Here is a 15,834-nt window from a genome sequence, read left to right as displayed (position 1 = left end):
AAGCGAAACTCTAACATTTATTTTTGAAAATTCTAAACCATAGTCAAATCATAGCTAAATTGATTTGATTTCCCTGTTAGTGTTCATATAAGAATAAATCATTACCAAGACAACTTATGTCGCCCGCCCCTAGTACATTTTCAATAAATTTGGCATCATACGATTAACGAAAGAATGAATAATGATAAATGACTCAAATGCGTTGGTTAGAACTCCTTTCAACAGTTCGTTTAGGTAGTAAAAAGCAAAGTACAGAACAGGCACGAAGTCCATTTCATAAAGATTATGACCGCATTATATTTTCGCAAAGTTTTAGACAACTCAATCGTAAAACTCAAGTTCATCCACTGACCCAACATGATGGTATTCATACACGGCTCACGCACTCTTTAGAGGTGTCATGTATTGGCCGTTCTTTGGGAATGCTCGCTGCTGAAAAAATCAAAAATGAACTCCCCGTTTGGATCTCCCCAGCGGATGTAGGGGCAATTATTCAAGCTGCATGTTTAGCACATGATATCGGTAACCCACCCTTTGGACATGCTGGTGAATATGCGATTCGTGAATGGTTTGATGACGCTGCACATACAAATTTTTTACAAGATCTGAGCCCTGAACAACAAGCAGATGTACGACAGTTCGAAGGTAATGCCCAAGGTTTAAGACTGCTTACTAAAATTGACTATCATCCTCATGATGGAGGGATGCGTCTTACTTACGCAACGTTAGGAGCTTACTTAAAGTATCCTTGGCTCTCTAAGACCATCGAATCTCAAGGGAATACTCCTGCAAGCAAACGGGCTAAATTTGGCTGTTATCAAGCTGAAAAAGAAATTCTTAAACAGATTGCAGATCAACTCGGTTTAATTCAATTGGGTGAGTATCATTGGTGTCGTCATCCGCTGACGTATTTACTAGAAGCTGCTGATGACATTTGTTATGCCTTAATTGATTTAGAAGACGGTATTATTCTCAATATGCTCAGCTATGAAGAAGTTGAACCTATTTTTCTTGATTTGTTAGGAGATTATGGCGTTCCCGCTGAACTTAGTATGCCGTATATGACTTGGCAACAAAAAATTGCAGCCTTACGCGGTCGTGTCATGAAACGGCTGGTAGATGAAGTAACCACTGCTTTCGCAAAACAACATTATCAAATTTTGTCAGGACAGCTAAAAGGTTCGTTACTGCAATACTGTGCTGAGGATATTGAGATTGGGATTGATCGAGCAAAAAACCTTGCCCGTGAAAAAATATTTGAACACCCGCAAAAATCAGGTTTGGAAATTATTGCCCATCAGAGTTTACAGCATATTTTAGATGCCTTTATTCCCCTTACGACACCGAATAAAACATTAAGTTTTAAAGATGGTCGTTTACTGTCTATTTTAGAACGCTTTGGTGCACGCTTTAGTGATCATCACTATGACAATATTATGCAAGTCTTAGATATTGTGAGTAAATTTTCAGACCATCAAGCCTATAACTTAGCGCAAGAACTCCAAGGTAATAAAGTAGGATTCTTTTGATGAAACGGTTTGTAGATGATGGAATCACATTGAATAGATTTTCTCGGCAACCTATTTTAGTAGAATGTCCATTTTGTTTAAAAAATGCCACCGTCTATACGAAAAAAATTGATGATATTGATTTCGAGCAACCCTTTTTTAGTTGCCAAAATTGTTGTAAATCATTTGACCAAAAAGCCAAACAGGAAAATAACTTAGGCTATTTCTCTGGAGTTTATTTAGATATTGAAGAAACTTGTCGTTGTAAACGTGGAAAATTTCAGTTTCATCAATACTATGCAAAAAAGAGTTTTGTTCCTCAGTTTATTGAATTGAATTGCAACTTTTGCCCAATTTCCAAACGGATCTATCCTAACCAATTTGATATACGCAAACAATTTAATCGCGGCTTCAATACAGATCCTTATTTTGGTTATTGCCTAACACTATGTGTAGCAACAAGAAATGGACTTGTTTTCGCCTATAATCAAGAACATATTAACTGTTTAAAAGATTATATTTCTGCAAACCTTAGACAAAGAACTTATTTAAATACCAATAAAACCTATTTTAATCGTTTACCTGCTTGGATAAAATCTGCCCGAAATCGCAAAGAAATTCTTAAAGCAATTTTGCGTTTAGAGCAAATGGCATCTACTATTCAACCATTAACAAATAAGTGAACAAACTCAATGATCGGATGTCTTATTGGTGAAGTCTTAGCTTTAGAAGCACCTACCGTACTTTTAAATGTAAATGGCGTGGGTTATGAGATCGACACGCCACTCTCAACATTTTGCCAATTACAAAAAGGTCAAAAAGTTACCTTATGGACACATTTAGCCGTCCGTGAAGATGCTCAATTACTTTATGGCTTCTCTAACGCCCAAGAAAAAACCATCTTTCGTACACTGCTAAAAGTGAATGGTGTCGGTCCTAAAATGGCTTTAGGTATTCTATCTACACTCAGTGTCGAAATGTTGGTACATACTGTTGAGAATGGTGATGTCAAAACTTTAGTTAAAGTCCCTGGCGTTGGTGCAAAAACAGCCGAACGTTTAATGATTGAACTTCGTGATCGCTTTAAAGCCTTTGCTACAGGTACCACACCGAGTAATTCGACTTCAACTCAAATACAATTTACGGGTAATTCTGCTGTTGCAGAAGCTGAAGCGGCATTGCAATCTTTAGGTTATAAACCTTTAGAAGCACAAAAACTGATTAATGCCGTGAAAGCAGACTATACTGAAGCAAGCGACATTATCCGTGCTGCACTTAAATCCATGAATAAATAAGACAGATTAAGACACTCATGCAAGACCGTTTAATCAGTGGGGCTGAAAAACCCGAAGATCATTTTGATCGTGCCATTCGTCCAACCTCTTTGGATGATTATATAGGCCAACCTGTCGTACGAGAGCAAATGGAAATCTTCATTGGTGCTGCTCGTGGTCGTGGTGAAGCACTTGATCATACCTTGATCTTTGGCCCACCCGGTTTAGGTAAAACCACATTGGCCAATATTATTGCCCGTGAAATGGGGGGGAACCTTAAATCTACCTCTGGTCCAGTACTGGAACGTGCAGGTGATTTGGCTGCAATGCTGACCAATCTGGAAGAAGGTGATGTGCTATTTATCGATGAAATTCATCGCCTCTCTCCAGTGATTGAAGAAATTCTTTATCCCGCGATGGAAGATTACCAACTCGATATCATGATTGGTGAGGGCCCTGGTGCACGTTCGATAAAATTAGATTTACCACCATTTACTTTGGTTGCTGCAACAACGCGTGCAGGTCTACTCACCTCACCTTTGCGTGATCGCTTTGGAATTGTGCAACGTTTAGAGTTTTATTCAGTCGAAGATTTGACTCATATTGTTGCACGTTCAGCATCATTAATGAATGTTCCCACAACAGCAGATGGTGCAAAAGAAATTGCTCGTCGTGCACGTGGTACTCCCCGTATTGCTAACCGTTTGTTACGTCGTGTCCGTGACTATGCACAAGTTAAAGGCACGGGTGAAGTCACTCAACACATGGCGCAACGTGCATTAGATATGTTAAATGTTGATAAAGATGGTTTAGATACGTTAGACCGTCGTTATTTATCGATGTTATTAGAACGTTTTGATGGCGGCCCTGCTGGTGTTGAAGCTCTAGCTGCAGCAATGGCTGAAGATTCAGGCACGCTAGAAGATGTGATTGAACCCTATTTGATTCAGCAAGGTTATGCTATGCGTACCGCTCGTGGACGTATTGCAACCAACCAAGCCTATTTACAGTTTGGGATGACACCACCTGAACCAAAATAATCAACTCAAGGGAATATTGAATATTCCCTTGAGTCTCTTATGATTTTATATATAAAAGCCCTATACAAATAGGGCTTTTATAGTGCTAATCGAAGAAGGGTTTTATTAGAATTTAAACGTTGTGCTCAATTGAACACGGCGTCCCTCTTGAGTATTTTTATACCGATTATAATAGTCTGCGCCTACTTTCTGATAATCAACAAAGTTTTTATCAAAAATATTATATAAACCAACAGCAATATCCCACTGATTATTGACATTAAAATTTGATCCCATATGCATCAAACCATATGCTTTAAAATCACCTAATGCATCATAAACTTCTTGGTTAACTACAGGTAGACTATTATAGTAGTCTGGTGTGAAACGCGCACGTTCACTCCGGTATTCGCCTCGCGCCCATAATTGAATTTTATCATCCGCTTGCCATTTTAATGATGCATTAACAATATGTTTAGGTGTATCGTTTAAAGGCGGATTACCATTCTTTTTGTCCTTAATTTCTGCCACTGTCCATGTATAATTCAAACCAAATTTCCAAGTCGGTACAAACTCCCAATTTAAGCCGGTTTCAACACCATAGATTTCTGCTTCTCGAGCATTGATAGGACGAGTAACATTCCAAGCGCGTTTGTCAGTATCTCCAGATTGCATTAACCATGGTGTACCAAGACTAGCCATGAATTTTTCACAATCTGCTTTTACCTTAGCGTCCTTGGCATCACAGGTTCTCTCCACTGGTCCATTGACTATTTTATCTTGAATCTGACTAAAAAATGCTGTGATGTTAGCATCAAAATTAGAACCGTTATTAAAATAAGTACCCAGTTCAAAGTTATTACTTGTTTCAGGTTTTAAATTTGGACTACCAAAAAGAGGAGTCCGCCCCTGTCCACCAACATTATAAATTCCATTGGTCAGGCGCTCTAAGCGTGGCGCTTTATAGCCCTCACTATAACCACCTTTAAACGTCCAATTGTCATTTGCATTCCAAACTAAATATGCTCTAGGTGTCCAAAAACTACCAAATGTATCATGATTGTCAAAACGTAAACCCATGGTTAAAGCTAGATCAGGAGTAAGTGCCCATGTGTCTTCAGCAAAAAGCCCCAGTTGCTGAAATGAAACCTCTTTATTTACCCTTAATCCATCTTTAATACTTGCATCCCACCATTGCCCACCAAGGGTAATATTGTGCCCTTTAAAATATTGAGTCGCCAATTTAGTATCAAAAATCGTATCCTCACTTTCTAAAAGACGTGGGGTAATCACACTTGAACCTGCTTGAGCACGCGATGGAATAAGTCGACCAATGGTTTCAGTTTGAGTATTACTTATACTTGATTCCAAGGTCCCTATTTTATTGCGCCATGTATGTGCAAGCACTAGCCGATCTCGATTAAACTCTTTTGTTTTATCATAACCACCATTTGCACCAAGGGTACCAAGTTGACTCTTAGTATTATCGTACCATTGTTCAGTTTTTTCATATTCTAACGAGAGGTCATGTTGCTTTGTTGGGGTAAATGTTAAACGAGCACCAATTGTTTCTAAATCTGATTTGGTTGGATTATCACCCCTGTTTAGCTCTACTGAATTATCATTTACATCAAGATATCCCACATTAGATTGACTCCGTTGAGCCTTTCGTGCGCGAAGCTGCACTCCCAATAAATCCTGAATAATTGGGCCAGTAATAAACCCATCTGTAGCACGTTGATTACCAAAATCTGAACTGTTTGGAAGTAAAGTCCCTTCTAATGTGATGGAGCCTGTCCATTCATTTGAAACTTTCTTTGTAATAATATTGACAACACCACCAATAGCATCAGAACCGTACAATGTAGAAGCAGGTCCTCGAATCACTTCAATTCGTTCAATTGCTGAAACTGGAGGAATAAAACTATTATTTGACTCCCCAAAACCATTTGGTGCGATATCCCCAGTACTGTTCTGACGACGACCATCTATCAAAACAAGGGAATACTCAGAATCCATCCCACGGATACGTATATTTAACCCGCCAGTTTTCCCAGCGCCTGGGCTAATATCAACCCCCTCAACATCAACTAAAGCATCTGCAATTGAGTTTATACGTTTATCTTTTAGATCTTGTGCTGTGATCACAGTAATACTTGCCGGTGCATCTTTTAGTTTTTGCTCATAACCCGCTGCAGAAACAACAATTGTTGAAAGTTGTTGTGTAGCAGATTCTGTCTTGCTATTTGCAAACGCTGAAGTTGTTGTAATTCCTAAAAGTGCAATTGAAATAGGACGAAGGTTAAATTTACTCATAGATAGAATTCCAGTAGATGGACGACATAAACAGTTGAAAATAAATAAAACACCCAAATATGAATGATAAGAATTATCATTTGCAATAAAAAGAATACAAAAGATGGTAGTCATAGTAAAGAGATATTACATATTATTTTAATTAAAACTTAATAAAAACTTTTGTTGGTTTTAAAAGGCTTATTTAATTGCATTGATCTTATTAAAAATTTGCTATTCAAAACAAATAAGCATTTGTTAATATTTAATTTTATTATTTTATAAAATCTTCTTCGATACATCCTTTTTACTCAGCACTTAATAAAAATTCCTACACTCAATTGGCTGTTAGTAAGGTAGTTCAAAGATAAAAACACCAAAGCATCATATAGCTATGCTGCTTATTTAAACAATTACAAAAAAATAATTTTGGAATGAACGGGTTTCGTCGAGTGTTGAAGTTATGAAATATAGAGCGGATATTCAATTGCCATCTTTTATTTCACGCTGCAAATGCAGATTGAAATACTCTTTTGATTAATGAGTTTTTCTTATTGTACGTTTAAAACTTTAAACTTATAAAAAAGCCAATTCAATGTTAATAACTTAATAAAAGGACAGTTGATAATTTTGACTGAGCAAACCAAAAAGGAATCAAATTGAGTGAACTTGCATGGAATGTGAGTTTAGAAAAAAAATTCAACAGCGCATATACCTAAAGCTCATTCGAGAGTCTTTTATACAAATATTCAAACTTGCTGATGTTGATCGTTATCGCCCGAAAATCAATATTTTAACATGGATGTACTGGTTTCATAATCGAATAAATAGGATATTTAAATATGGATAACACTCAGAATATATTACAAAAATTTGCAATAAAAGTCAGTGATTGGTCAGAAAAATGGTTTCCTGATTCCTATATCTTTGCCCTGTTAGGCGTCATCATTGTCGCCATAGCTGCGATTGGAATAGGAGCACCTGTTCAGGAGGTCGCAATTTCATTTGGCAATGGTTTCTGGAGTTTGATTCCATTTACGATGCAAATGTGTATGTTGATTGTCGTTGGTTATGTGGTTTCAGTATCCAAACCCGTCGAAATGCTGATTCAAAAAATGGCTCAGATTCCAACATCTGGAAGAAATGCTATTGTTTTTGTAGCGACTGTTAGTCTGTTGATTTCACTGATTAACTGGGCCATGAGTACAGTTTTAACTGCCCTTTTGGTGATTGCACTATCCAAGCGTAAAGAGCTGAATATGGATTATCGTGCAGCTGCCGCAGCCGCTATTATTGGTATGGGAGCAACTTGGGCATTGGGTATTAGTTCTTCCGCTGCCCAGTTACAGGCAAACAAAGCGAGCTTACCAGAACCACTTTATAATTTAACTGGTATTATTCCTTTTACTGAAACGATCTTTTTACCACAGTCTATGATTATGACTGCCGTATTGATTATTGTATCAATTGCCATTGCATTCTGGTCTGCACCTAAAGGCAATAGTATAAAAACCATTGATGAATTTGATATTCATTTTGAAGATGAAAAGACCGAAGTTCAAAGTAAAAAACGCCCAGGTGATTGGCTGGAAAACTCCCCTATTCTTAGCATTTTAATTGTGGTTTTAGGCCTAATCTGGATGTTTAATGAATTTACAAAAAGTAATCCTATTATTGCGATTTCCAGTTTAAACACTTACAACTTTATCTTCTTAATGCTCGGTATTGCTTTACACGGAACTCCTCGAAATTTTTTAAATGCAGTTTCTAAGGCAGTCCCTGCGGTTTCTGGCGTACTGATCCAATTTCCACTCTATGGAAGTATTGCTTTTATCATGACAAGTGCAATGAACGCACAGGATTTATCTCTATCTCATTATATTGCTGAATTTTTTGTATCGATTGCATCCAAAGAAACTTTCGCAATTGTTATGGGGTTATATTCGGCTATTTTAGGCTTTTTCATTCCATCTGGGGGTGGTAAGTGGATTATTGAAGCACCTTATGTCATGCAGGCTGCACACGATTTAAAAGTACATTTAGGCTGGTCTGTTCAGATTTATAATGCAGCAGAAGCTTTACCCAATTTAATTAATCCTTTCTTTATGTTACCCATGCTGGGAATTTTAAAGTTAAAAGCCAAAGATGTTATTGGATTTACAGTTACTCAGCTTGTCTTCCATTTACCCTTGGTTTTATTCTTATTGTGGATTCTTGGTCGTACTTTAACGTATATGCCACCTACTTTTTAGAATTTAAGATGCTTTGTTGTACAAAGTTATTTAAACGGCTTATTCAACATAATCTTCTGTTGAATAAGCCGACAACTAAATTGATCATACCAAGAGTTGATCTTCTTACAAACGAGCTTTAATTAATCATTGGAATATCGCTATTTTCCTTATTGATAGATATGCAATAAACAACACAGGAATGCATAGCAACATGAGTAATAAATTCGAATTCCAATACTTACATAAAATCTAACAATATCAAGCAATAATAAGAATTAAAAGACAAAACATTAAATACATATATTCAATAAGTTATGTAAATTTAACTTTAATAAGGAATATTTAGCAGTCTATTTTTGGTCTACTATGGGTCGACTTGTATGAGATCCTTAATAAGTAGACTTTGCAAAAAAATCGGCTTAATTGCTGATCTATGTAGAAATCTTTAATGTAAAAAAGGGGCTGACGATTGGAAAATTACTATTCTTCTAAACATGTATATTTCTCTCTTTGTAAGGTTATAAGGAATATTAATAATTGTTTTCAAAAAATTAACATAATCATACTCAAAAACAACATGACAATGATGAAATGAACTTAGGTAAATTTACTCAGAATTATTTTAGTTGGGATGAGTTATTTACTGTTATCTGATTTTAAGCACGATTCTTTCCAGTCTGTGACAAACTCATCTATGACCTTCTGCTGTTCTGGAATTGTTACATACACGGGCTTAGATAACGCATCAGCAATCATAGCCTCTAATAGCTGAGCTTGATGTTCGCTTAACCTATATTTTGAATCATCAAATACTTTTCTTAAATCAATCTCGCCTTGGCGCAATTGAATGAGCATGTCTGCTGTATTTTCAACAATTTTGCATTCATCAGCTTCATTCGCGAAAACAGAAGAACTTAACAATAAAAGTAATAGAATTTTAAATTTCATATTTTTGCTCTTAGAATTTGTATGATATTGTTAACTTATATTAATAAGTGATGTCTAAAATGGCAAATATAATAGATTTTTTAATATATGCAATTACATTATTTTTAGCTACATATGCGATTTTAGTAAATGAGACACATCAAACAACTGGTGTTGAAGCAGTCGTTGTTGTTTTTGGAATGTTAGCAATAGCAAAAATGTTTACATCGCATAAAAACTGGGACTTCTAAGTGACCGTCCTCACTCAGAGCCCCTTGCTTCACTCAATCTTTATGCATCAGCTACTTTATCATTGCGTGATATTCAGTAATTTAACTTTTGAGTATGGCAGTGAGGGATAATGCAGTACTCAGTAATGCCTCTTCATTTACCTAATCCCCCATCTAATCGTCGTTAGCTGTTCTCTCCTTATTCGGATTGTAATCTTACGCCATTTGAGAAAGCATACCTTTTGCTAAAATTTGCGCCAAAGTCAGTATTAAATTTTTGTGCAAATCTATTAAGTGGGACAAATCAATCTGCTTTTTCTACAATATAGTTTCTAAACCGTATATACACTTATATCTTTAAGCATCATTTATGGCATATTCAATAATACGTAGGCACTTTTCTTCAAAAGTCATGTTTTTTACAGCAAACTCTTCTAACAACTCATTAATAATAAAAATTTCTAAAAAATAAGTATATTTTTTCCCATTAATATCTAGCACTGTTTGACTCTGGTCATCTGGAATAATTTGGATATTCGCTTCAATTGCCCAAGGTTCTTCCACAAACAATATTTCCTCAGAAGAATATTGATCTATTCTCTGTAAACAATGAATTAAGTCCAAAATAATTCTCCAAATAATGCTATAACCACTCTAATATTTATTGAATATTTTATCCATTTGAAATATTAATGTTATCTGAATTAACCCTCACTCAGAAGTCCATGCTTCAATCAATCTTTCTGTATCAGCTGCTTTACCATTGCGCGATATTTTGTAATTTAACTTTTGAGTATGGTCGTGAGGGTAATACTACACTCAGTGATACCACTTAATTTACAGAATCTCTAAGCTAATCTCCTTCACCCTTCTCTCCTCATTCGGATTGTAATCTTGTGCCATTTGAGAAAGCATGCCTTGTGCTAAAATTCGCGCCAAAGTCAGAGTTAAACTCTTGTGCAAATTTATAAGTGGGCAAATCAATTTACTTTTCTACAATATAGCCACTGAAGCTTATATACACGTACTGTTTAGGCAACCAGTCCGCTGTTCATGTAGATTTCCGTTTCTCTCAAAACATCTCATAGATGCTTTTGGCGTAGTTGATAGGTTCCCTTATAAATATTGTAAAATTCAATCAAGCAATCAGATCAGCAAGATAAAGCTCTTGTTTTTTCAACTGAATGATTTGAAATTGAATCAGCGCAAGTAAATACTGGCAAGCAATTGATAGATATGCAATAAACAACACAGGAATGCATAGCAACATGAGTAATAAATTCGAATTCCAAATCCGTGTATATATCGAAGATACAGATGCTGGCGGTATCGTATACCATGCCAATCATATCCGCTTTATGGAACGTGCACGGACAGAATGGCTACGTGCATCCGGTATTGACCACTATTGGCATCAAAAAGATTACAATTTTGTCGTGCATAAAATTGCATTGAAATATTCTCGCCCTATACTCATGGACGATCTTATTACTGTTACAGCAAGTGTAGTTTCATGTAAAGCTTCGTCATTTGTGTTGCAACAGAATATATATCGTGGTGAAATCATGCTTGCTTCTGGCGAGGTGGAATTGGCATGTTTAAGTACAGATATGAAACCTCGTAGAATTCCTGACGAAATCCGTGATTTAATTCTTCGAGAATTAGCTCACGAATAAAAAATACTTTTGGCACATGTAACTATGGCAACACAACTAGAATCTTCTTTACACATCTCTGATTTAATTTTACAAGCGAGCCCTGTGGTTCAATTGGTGATGCTAATCTTAGTACTCGCATCTGTTTTTAGTTGGTATTTGATTGCCAAGTTGCATATGGGCTATAAGAAAGCACATCAAGGCGATGAGCACTTCCAAAAAATCTTCTGGTCTGGTGCTGAACTCAATACCTTATATAACAATGCTCAGCTTAATTCTAAGCGAAGCGGTTTAGAAGATATTTTCTATCAAGGTTTAAGTGAGTTTTTAAAACTTAAAAAACGCCATGCAGAAACTGCATCGATGATTGAAGGCACTGAACGTATCTTGCGTGTAGGACTCAGTCGTGATCAAGGCCGTTTAGAGCAAGGCTTAAGCTCTCTCGCCAGTATCGGTTCTGTCGCACCTTATATTGGTTTATTTGGTACTGTTTGGGGCATTATGAGTGCATTCATTGGCTTAGCTCAGGTTGAACAAGTTACCTTAGCCACTGTTGCACCAGGTATTGCTGAAGCATTGATTGCAACTGCGATTGGTTTATTTGCTGCAATACCAGCAGTACTAGCATTTAACCATTACACTGCAAAAGGCGAAGAAATTTATTCAGATCGTGCATTATTTGCAGAAGAAATGGTGGCGCTATTACAACGTCAGTCTGTGGGAACTACACAGGAAGATGAATAATGACAATCCAACGTTCTGGACGTTTTGAGCGCGTCAAAAAGCCTTTAAAAAGTGATATGAATGTCGTTCCCTATATCGACGTCATGTTGGTTTTATTGGTTATTTTTATGGTGACAGCACCCATGATTACCACGGGTGTTAAAGTTGATCTACCTCAAGCAAACAATAATCCGATTCAATCTGAAGACCGACCAGCCATCGTGACTTTAGAAGCAGATGGTACGATTAAACTTGAAGACAAAAACCATAAAAATGAGGTTTTAACTTTAGATGAGTTAAAAACAGTACTTACAGAAAATCAGCAACAGGCTCAAGCAAATAACAAGCAATTGAGTGTCTTGATCAATGGTAGTGAATCACGCCCTTATGGTGAAGTCATGAAACTCATGTCTACACTGCAAGATGCTGGTTTAAGCCAAGTGGGTTTACTGACAGAGTCTGTAAAGTAAGTTATGAAAAATATTCAAAAGCCACAATCTAAAGAAAAAGCGATTGCACTTGGATTTACCCTAGGTATTCATGTGGTGGCGATTACTGGCTTACTTTTTCTCGGTTTAAGTCAACCACCTGAGCCACCCAAGCAAATTAAAACCGTTTTAATTAAACCTGAAGATTTACCACCGCCTGAACCCAAGCCTTTAGTAGAAACTGATGCCACTGAAACGGCAGATAGCAAGGTTGCAGAAAATACTCAGCAAACAGCGGAACCCGATCAAACTGCACCAGAAATTCCAACTGAAGCAAATAACACACCAGATACCAAGGCGATAGATGCACAAAAAGCTGCCGAACAGGCCAAGGCAGCCGCATTAGAACAGCAATTGGCTATGGCAGCGGCTAAATCAGCACAAGAAAAAGCCTTAAAACTTTCTCAAGCTAAAGCAGATGCTGCGGAAAAAGCCAAACAAGAGGCAGCTGAAAAAGTAAAGCAGGCTAAAAATGCTGCTGAGAAAGCTAAGGCTGAAGCTGAAGCAAGATCTAAAGCAGATGCAGCAGCTAAGGCCAAGCAAGAGGCGCTTCAAAAAGCCAAAGCAGATGCTGCGGAAAAAGCTAGACTCGCAAGACTCAATGCCGAAGCAAAAAGCAAAGCAGAAGCTGCAGAAAAAGTCAGAAAAGAAGCCGCAGATAAGGCCCAACAGGCCAAAGCCGATGCTGCTGCAAAAGCCAAGGCGGATGCTGCTGCAAAAGCCAAGGCAGATGCTGCTGCAAAGGCTAAAGCGGATGCTAATGCAAAAGCTAAAGCAGATGCTGCTGCAAAGGCTAAAGCGGATGCTAATGCAAAAGCCAAAGCGGACGCTGCTGAAAAAGCCAAAACGGATGCTAATGCAAAAGCCAAAGCGGATGTTGCTGCAAAAGCCAATGCGAATGCTGCTGCAAAAGCCAAAGCGGATGCTGCTGCAAAAGCTAAAGCGGATGCTGCTGCAAAAGCTAAAGCGGATGCTGCTGCAAAAGCTAAAGCGGATGCGGACGCAAAACGTAAAGCTGATCTAGCACGCGAATTAGATGAAGAAAAAGCCTCTGCTGCTGAAAAAGCCAAAGAAGCTGCTGCAAATAAAAAGGCAGAAGCGAGAAAAGTTGCATCTTCAGCGAAAAAGGACTTTGAAAGTAAAGTTCGGAATGCTTGGCGTATGCCTGCTGGCTCAACAGGTCAAAAGGCAACAGCTCGTGTCACACTAACGGATAGCGGTTCTGTGGTCTCGATCATTGTCAATGCATCAGACCCAGATGTAAAAGCAAGTGTGGAACAAGCAGTTCGCAATGCTGCACCTTTCCCGATGCCATCTGATCCAGATGCACGACGTGAAGCACGAAGTTTTAGTGCAAATTTTACTGTGAAATAATCTTAAAATTACACCCTGCCAAGGCAGGGTGTAATTTAATGCAAGAACAATCACTCGGAAAAATCAAATGCGAGTTAACCCCATATTTGTAGCAATTTCATTATTTTTTCCAACCGCGTTATTATTTGCAAAAAATATCGAGCAAGAAAAAATACTTGAAGTAAATACGTAACAACACCCACCTTCTGCGTCATACGAAAAAAAACCGTCTGTACCAACAACGGAAGCATTACTTCTACAAAGTCAAATGGCTCAGCAGATAAATACCGCTAGAGTCAATCGTATTGTTAAAAAGTTGAGAAATTTAACAATCATCCAAGAAAATGCCGATGTTATTATTTACTTAGATGACAGTGGGAATGTAAAAGATATTTTAATCACAGAACAGGACAGCGAAACGTTTTCAAACGCAATCAAAACGGCGATTCAGCAAACAGCACCTTTTGAAATGTCTAAACAGTCATCGCTCAATCAATTATTAAAAGTGATTCGCATCAAATTCCGTGTTGAATAAGTGTCTATTGAACACGAAATAATATATTTTAATGGCAGCAACAACGACATTGTTCTCAAATCTATAAAAAAGTAATTTTTAAAACTGCGCCATTTACAACGCCCAAAGATCAAGCCGAAATTCATTGGTGTAATAAATTTGAATTTAATTTTTTTAGTAAATCTGTTCAATGATAATCTTTTGTTCACAATTACATGCTTTATATAGATTAAAATCATGTCTTTGTGCTACAAAGCTAAGCATAGTTAAAAATTGATATTTGAGTACATGAAGTCCAATGAAAATCATGCCTAAACATCTATTAGGATTCGCAATTATTGTTGCATTTAGTCCAGCATTGATCACCACATCATATGCACAATTGCAATTAGAAATTGCCAAAGCACCTGAATCTGCACCTAAAATTGCCATCATTCCATTTAGTAATGATCAATCTATCTACCCTATTGTTGAACAAGATTTAAATCGCTCTGGGCGCTTTACCAGTTCATCAAAAAATCTTCCTGCAACTGCAAACATAAACAATATAAATGCAGAAGCATGGAAAGCAGCTGGGGTTCCTTATGTGGTTTTAGGTGACTCTAAAACCAATGCAGATGGTTCACTGGCAGTACATTACCAACTCTATGATGTTGAAAAGCAGAAATTCCTATTAAATGAATTGCTCTCGATTCCAGCATCACGTGTACGTTCTGCAGCACATATGATCAGTGACGCAATTTATCAAGCGCTTACAGGGATTCAAGGCGACTTCACAGGACGTATTGCTTATGTGTTACGTAACCCTGCAACACCAGAGACTCGTTATACCTTACAAATTGCAGATACCGATGGTGAGCAACCTAAAACGGTATTAAGTTCAAGAGATCCTATTCTCTCACCTGCTTGGACGCCAGATGCGAAAAAAATTGCATATGTTTCATTTGAAACCAAGCGCCCTGCTATTTATATCCAAGATTTAGCCACAGGTGCACGTGAAAAACTCGCTGCATTTCGCGGTTTAAACGGTGCACCAAGTTTCTCTCCTGATGGGAAATCAATGCTGTTTACTGCGTCAATGCATGGAAATCCTGAAGTTTATCAAATGGATTTAGATTCACGTCAAGTGAAGCGCATGACCAACGATAGCGCAATTGACACAGAAGCACGTTATGCTCCAGATGGAAAATCGTTTATTTTCACATCTGACCGTGGTGGATCAGCACAAATTTACCGTTATAGTTTTGATGACGGCTCGACCAAACGTTTAACTTTCCGTGGTGCATTTAATGCACGCGGTACATTAAGTGCCGATGGTAAATATGTGGCATTGGTACACCGCCCTTCTGGTAGTAACTACAAAGTTGCCATTCAGGAAATTTCTACAGGTATCACCAATATTTTGACACCAACAAGTTTAGATGAATCACCAAGCTTTTCTCCAAATGGGCAAATGGTAGTTTATGCAACACGTGAGGGTAATCGTGGCTTATTGGCAATCATGTCTACAGATGGTCGCTTCCGCATGAACTTACCAAGTGAACAAGGTGAAGTACGTGAACCGGCTTGGGCCCCTAAATAATTTAATCAAGATGTAAATCACTTATTTAAAAT

General features: G+C 37.5%; 15 protein-coding genes. 12 read left to right on the top strand and 3 right to left on the bottom strand.

Features of this window, described 5'->3' with window-relative positions; genetic code table 11:
- Positions 1 to 188 precede the first annotated feature (188 nt).
- The 4 genes from FHR28_RS06765 to ruvB are packed head-to-tail and all read left to right on the top strand — an operon-like array spanning position 189 to position 3,822.
- Positions 189 to 1,529 carry a deoxyguanosinetriphosphate triphosphohydrolase gene (locus FHR28_RS06765; protein WP_004724400.1) on the top strand — a complete coding sequence of 447 codons (1,341 nt, stop codon included), beginning with the start codon at positions 189 to 191 and terminating at the stop codon, positions 1,527 to 1,529.
- Positions 1,529 to 2,191, top strand: coding sequence for a hypothetical protein (locus tag FHR28_RS06760; RefSeq protein ID WP_004724401.1), 663 nt, complete (start codon positions 1,529 to 1,531; stop codon positions 2,189 to 2,191). Before FHR28_RS06765 ends, FHR28_RS06760 begins: the two co-directional genes overlap by 1 nt.
- A 9-nt stretch (positions 2,192 to 2,200) precedes the next feature.
- Positions 2,201 to 2,803, top strand: coding sequence for a Holliday junction branch migration protein RuvA (ruvA, locus tag FHR28_RS06755; RefSeq protein ID WP_004724404.1), 603 nt, complete (start codon positions 2,201 to 2,203; stop codon positions 2,801 to 2,803).
- A 17-nt stretch (positions 2,804 to 2,820) separates the two neighbouring features.
- Positions 2,821 to 3,822 carry a Holliday junction branch migration DNA helicase RuvB gene (gene ruvB, locus FHR28_RS06750; RefSeq protein WP_004724408.1) on the top strand — a complete coding sequence of 334 codons (1,002 nt, stop codon included), beginning with the start codon at positions 2,821 to 2,823 and terminating at the stop codon, positions 3,820 to 3,822.
- Positions 3,823 to 3,927: 105 nt separating this feature from the next.
- Here ruvB and FHR28_RS06745 read toward each other — a convergent pair whose 3' ends face one another.
- Entirely contained in the window at positions 3,928 to 6,117 is a 2,190-nt protein-coding gene (locus FHR28_RS06745; RefSeq protein WP_016539650.1) for a TonB-dependent receptor domain-containing protein, read from the bottom strand.
- Between the two features lie 821 nt (positions 6,118 to 6,938).
- Between FHR28_RS06745 and FHR28_RS06740 the strand changes: the two genes are divergently transcribed.
- Entirely contained in the window at positions 6,939 to 8,348 is a 1,410-nt protein-coding gene (locus tag FHR28_RS06740; RefSeq protein WP_166782229.1) for a short-chain fatty acid transporter, read from the top strand.
- A gap of 618 nt (positions 8,349 to 8,966) precedes the next feature.
- On the opposite strand, the gene FHR28_RS06735 is transcribed toward FHR28_RS06740, so the two are convergent.
- Positions 8,967 to 9,278: a hypothetical protein gene (locus tag FHR28_RS06735; protein ID WP_004724415.1), complete on the bottom strand. Its 312-nt coding sequence runs from the start codon at positions 9,276 to 9,278 to the stop codon at positions 8,967 to 8,969.
- A 59-nt stretch (positions 9,279 to 9,337) separates the two neighbouring features.
- Here FHR28_RS06735 and FHR28_RS06730 point away from each other — a divergent pair, with 59 nt between their 5' ends.
- Positions 9,338 to 9,508: a hypothetical protein gene (locus tag FHR28_RS06730; RefSeq protein WP_166782228.1), complete on the top strand. Its 171-nt coding sequence runs from the start codon at positions 9,338 to 9,340 to the stop codon at positions 9,506 to 9,508.
- 336 nt (positions 9,509 to 9,844) lie between these two features.
- Here FHR28_RS06730 and FHR28_RS06725 read toward each other — a convergent pair whose 3' ends face one another.
- Positions 9,845 to 10,051 (bottom strand): hypothetical protein, encoded by a 207-nt coding sequence (locus tag FHR28_RS06725; protein ID WP_259192046.1) that lies wholly within the window; start codon positions 10,049 to 10,051, stop codon positions 9,845 to 9,847.
- A gap of 704 nt (positions 10,052 to 10,755) precedes the next feature.
- Between FHR28_RS06725 and ybgC the strand changes: the two genes are divergently transcribed.
- From ybgC to tolB, 6 genes are all read left to right on the top strand, one after another.
- Positions 10,756 to 11,163 carry a tol-pal system-associated acyl-CoA thioesterase gene (gene ybgC, locus FHR28_RS06720; RefSeq protein ID WP_004724526.1) on the top strand — a complete coding sequence of 136 codons (408 nt, stop codon included), beginning with the start codon at positions 10,756 to 10,758 and terminating at the stop codon, positions 11,161 to 11,163.
- 24 nt (positions 11,164 to 11,187) lie between these two features.
- Entirely contained in the window at positions 11,188 to 11,886 is a 699-nt protein-coding gene (gene tolQ, locus FHR28_RS06715) for a protein TolQ (RefSeq protein WP_004724528.1), read from the top strand.
- Entirely contained in the window at positions 11,886 to 12,335 is a 450-nt protein-coding gene (tolR, locus tag FHR28_RS06710; RefSeq protein ID WP_004724530.1) for a protein TolR, read from the top strand. The genes tolQ and tolR overlap by 1 nt, the downstream gene beginning before the upstream one ends.
- A 3-nt stretch (positions 12,336 to 12,338) precedes the next feature.
- Positions 12,339 to 13,727 carry a cell envelope integrity protein TolA gene (gene tolA, locus FHR28_RS06705; RefSeq protein WP_166782226.1) on the top strand — a complete coding sequence of 463 codons (1,389 nt, stop codon included), beginning with the start codon at positions 12,339 to 12,341 and terminating at the stop codon, positions 13,725 to 13,727.
- 247 nt (positions 13,728 to 13,974) lie between these two features.
- Positions 13,975 to 14,241: a hypothetical protein gene (locus FHR28_RS21850; protein ID WP_228722030.1), complete on the top strand. Its 267-nt coding sequence runs from the start codon at positions 13,975 to 13,977 to the stop codon at positions 14,239 to 14,241.
- Between the two features lie 277 nt (positions 14,242 to 14,518).
- A complete protein-coding gene (gene tolB / locus FHR28_RS06695; protein WP_004724537.1) occupies positions 14,519 to 15,802 on the top strand; it encodes a Tol-Pal system beta propeller repeat protein TolB in 1,284 nt (427 codons plus the stop codon).
- The last annotated feature ends 32 nt before the right edge of the window (positions 15,803 to 15,834 follow it).

Source organism: Acinetobacter sp. BIGb0196, from assembly GCF_011759595.1.
GTDB lineage: Bacteria > Pseudomonadota > Gammaproteobacteria > Pseudomonadales > Moraxellaceae > Acinetobacter > Acinetobacter guillouiae.
Note: the sequence above shows the minus strand (reverse complement) of the source record. Positions and strands in the feature narration are given on the sequence as shown.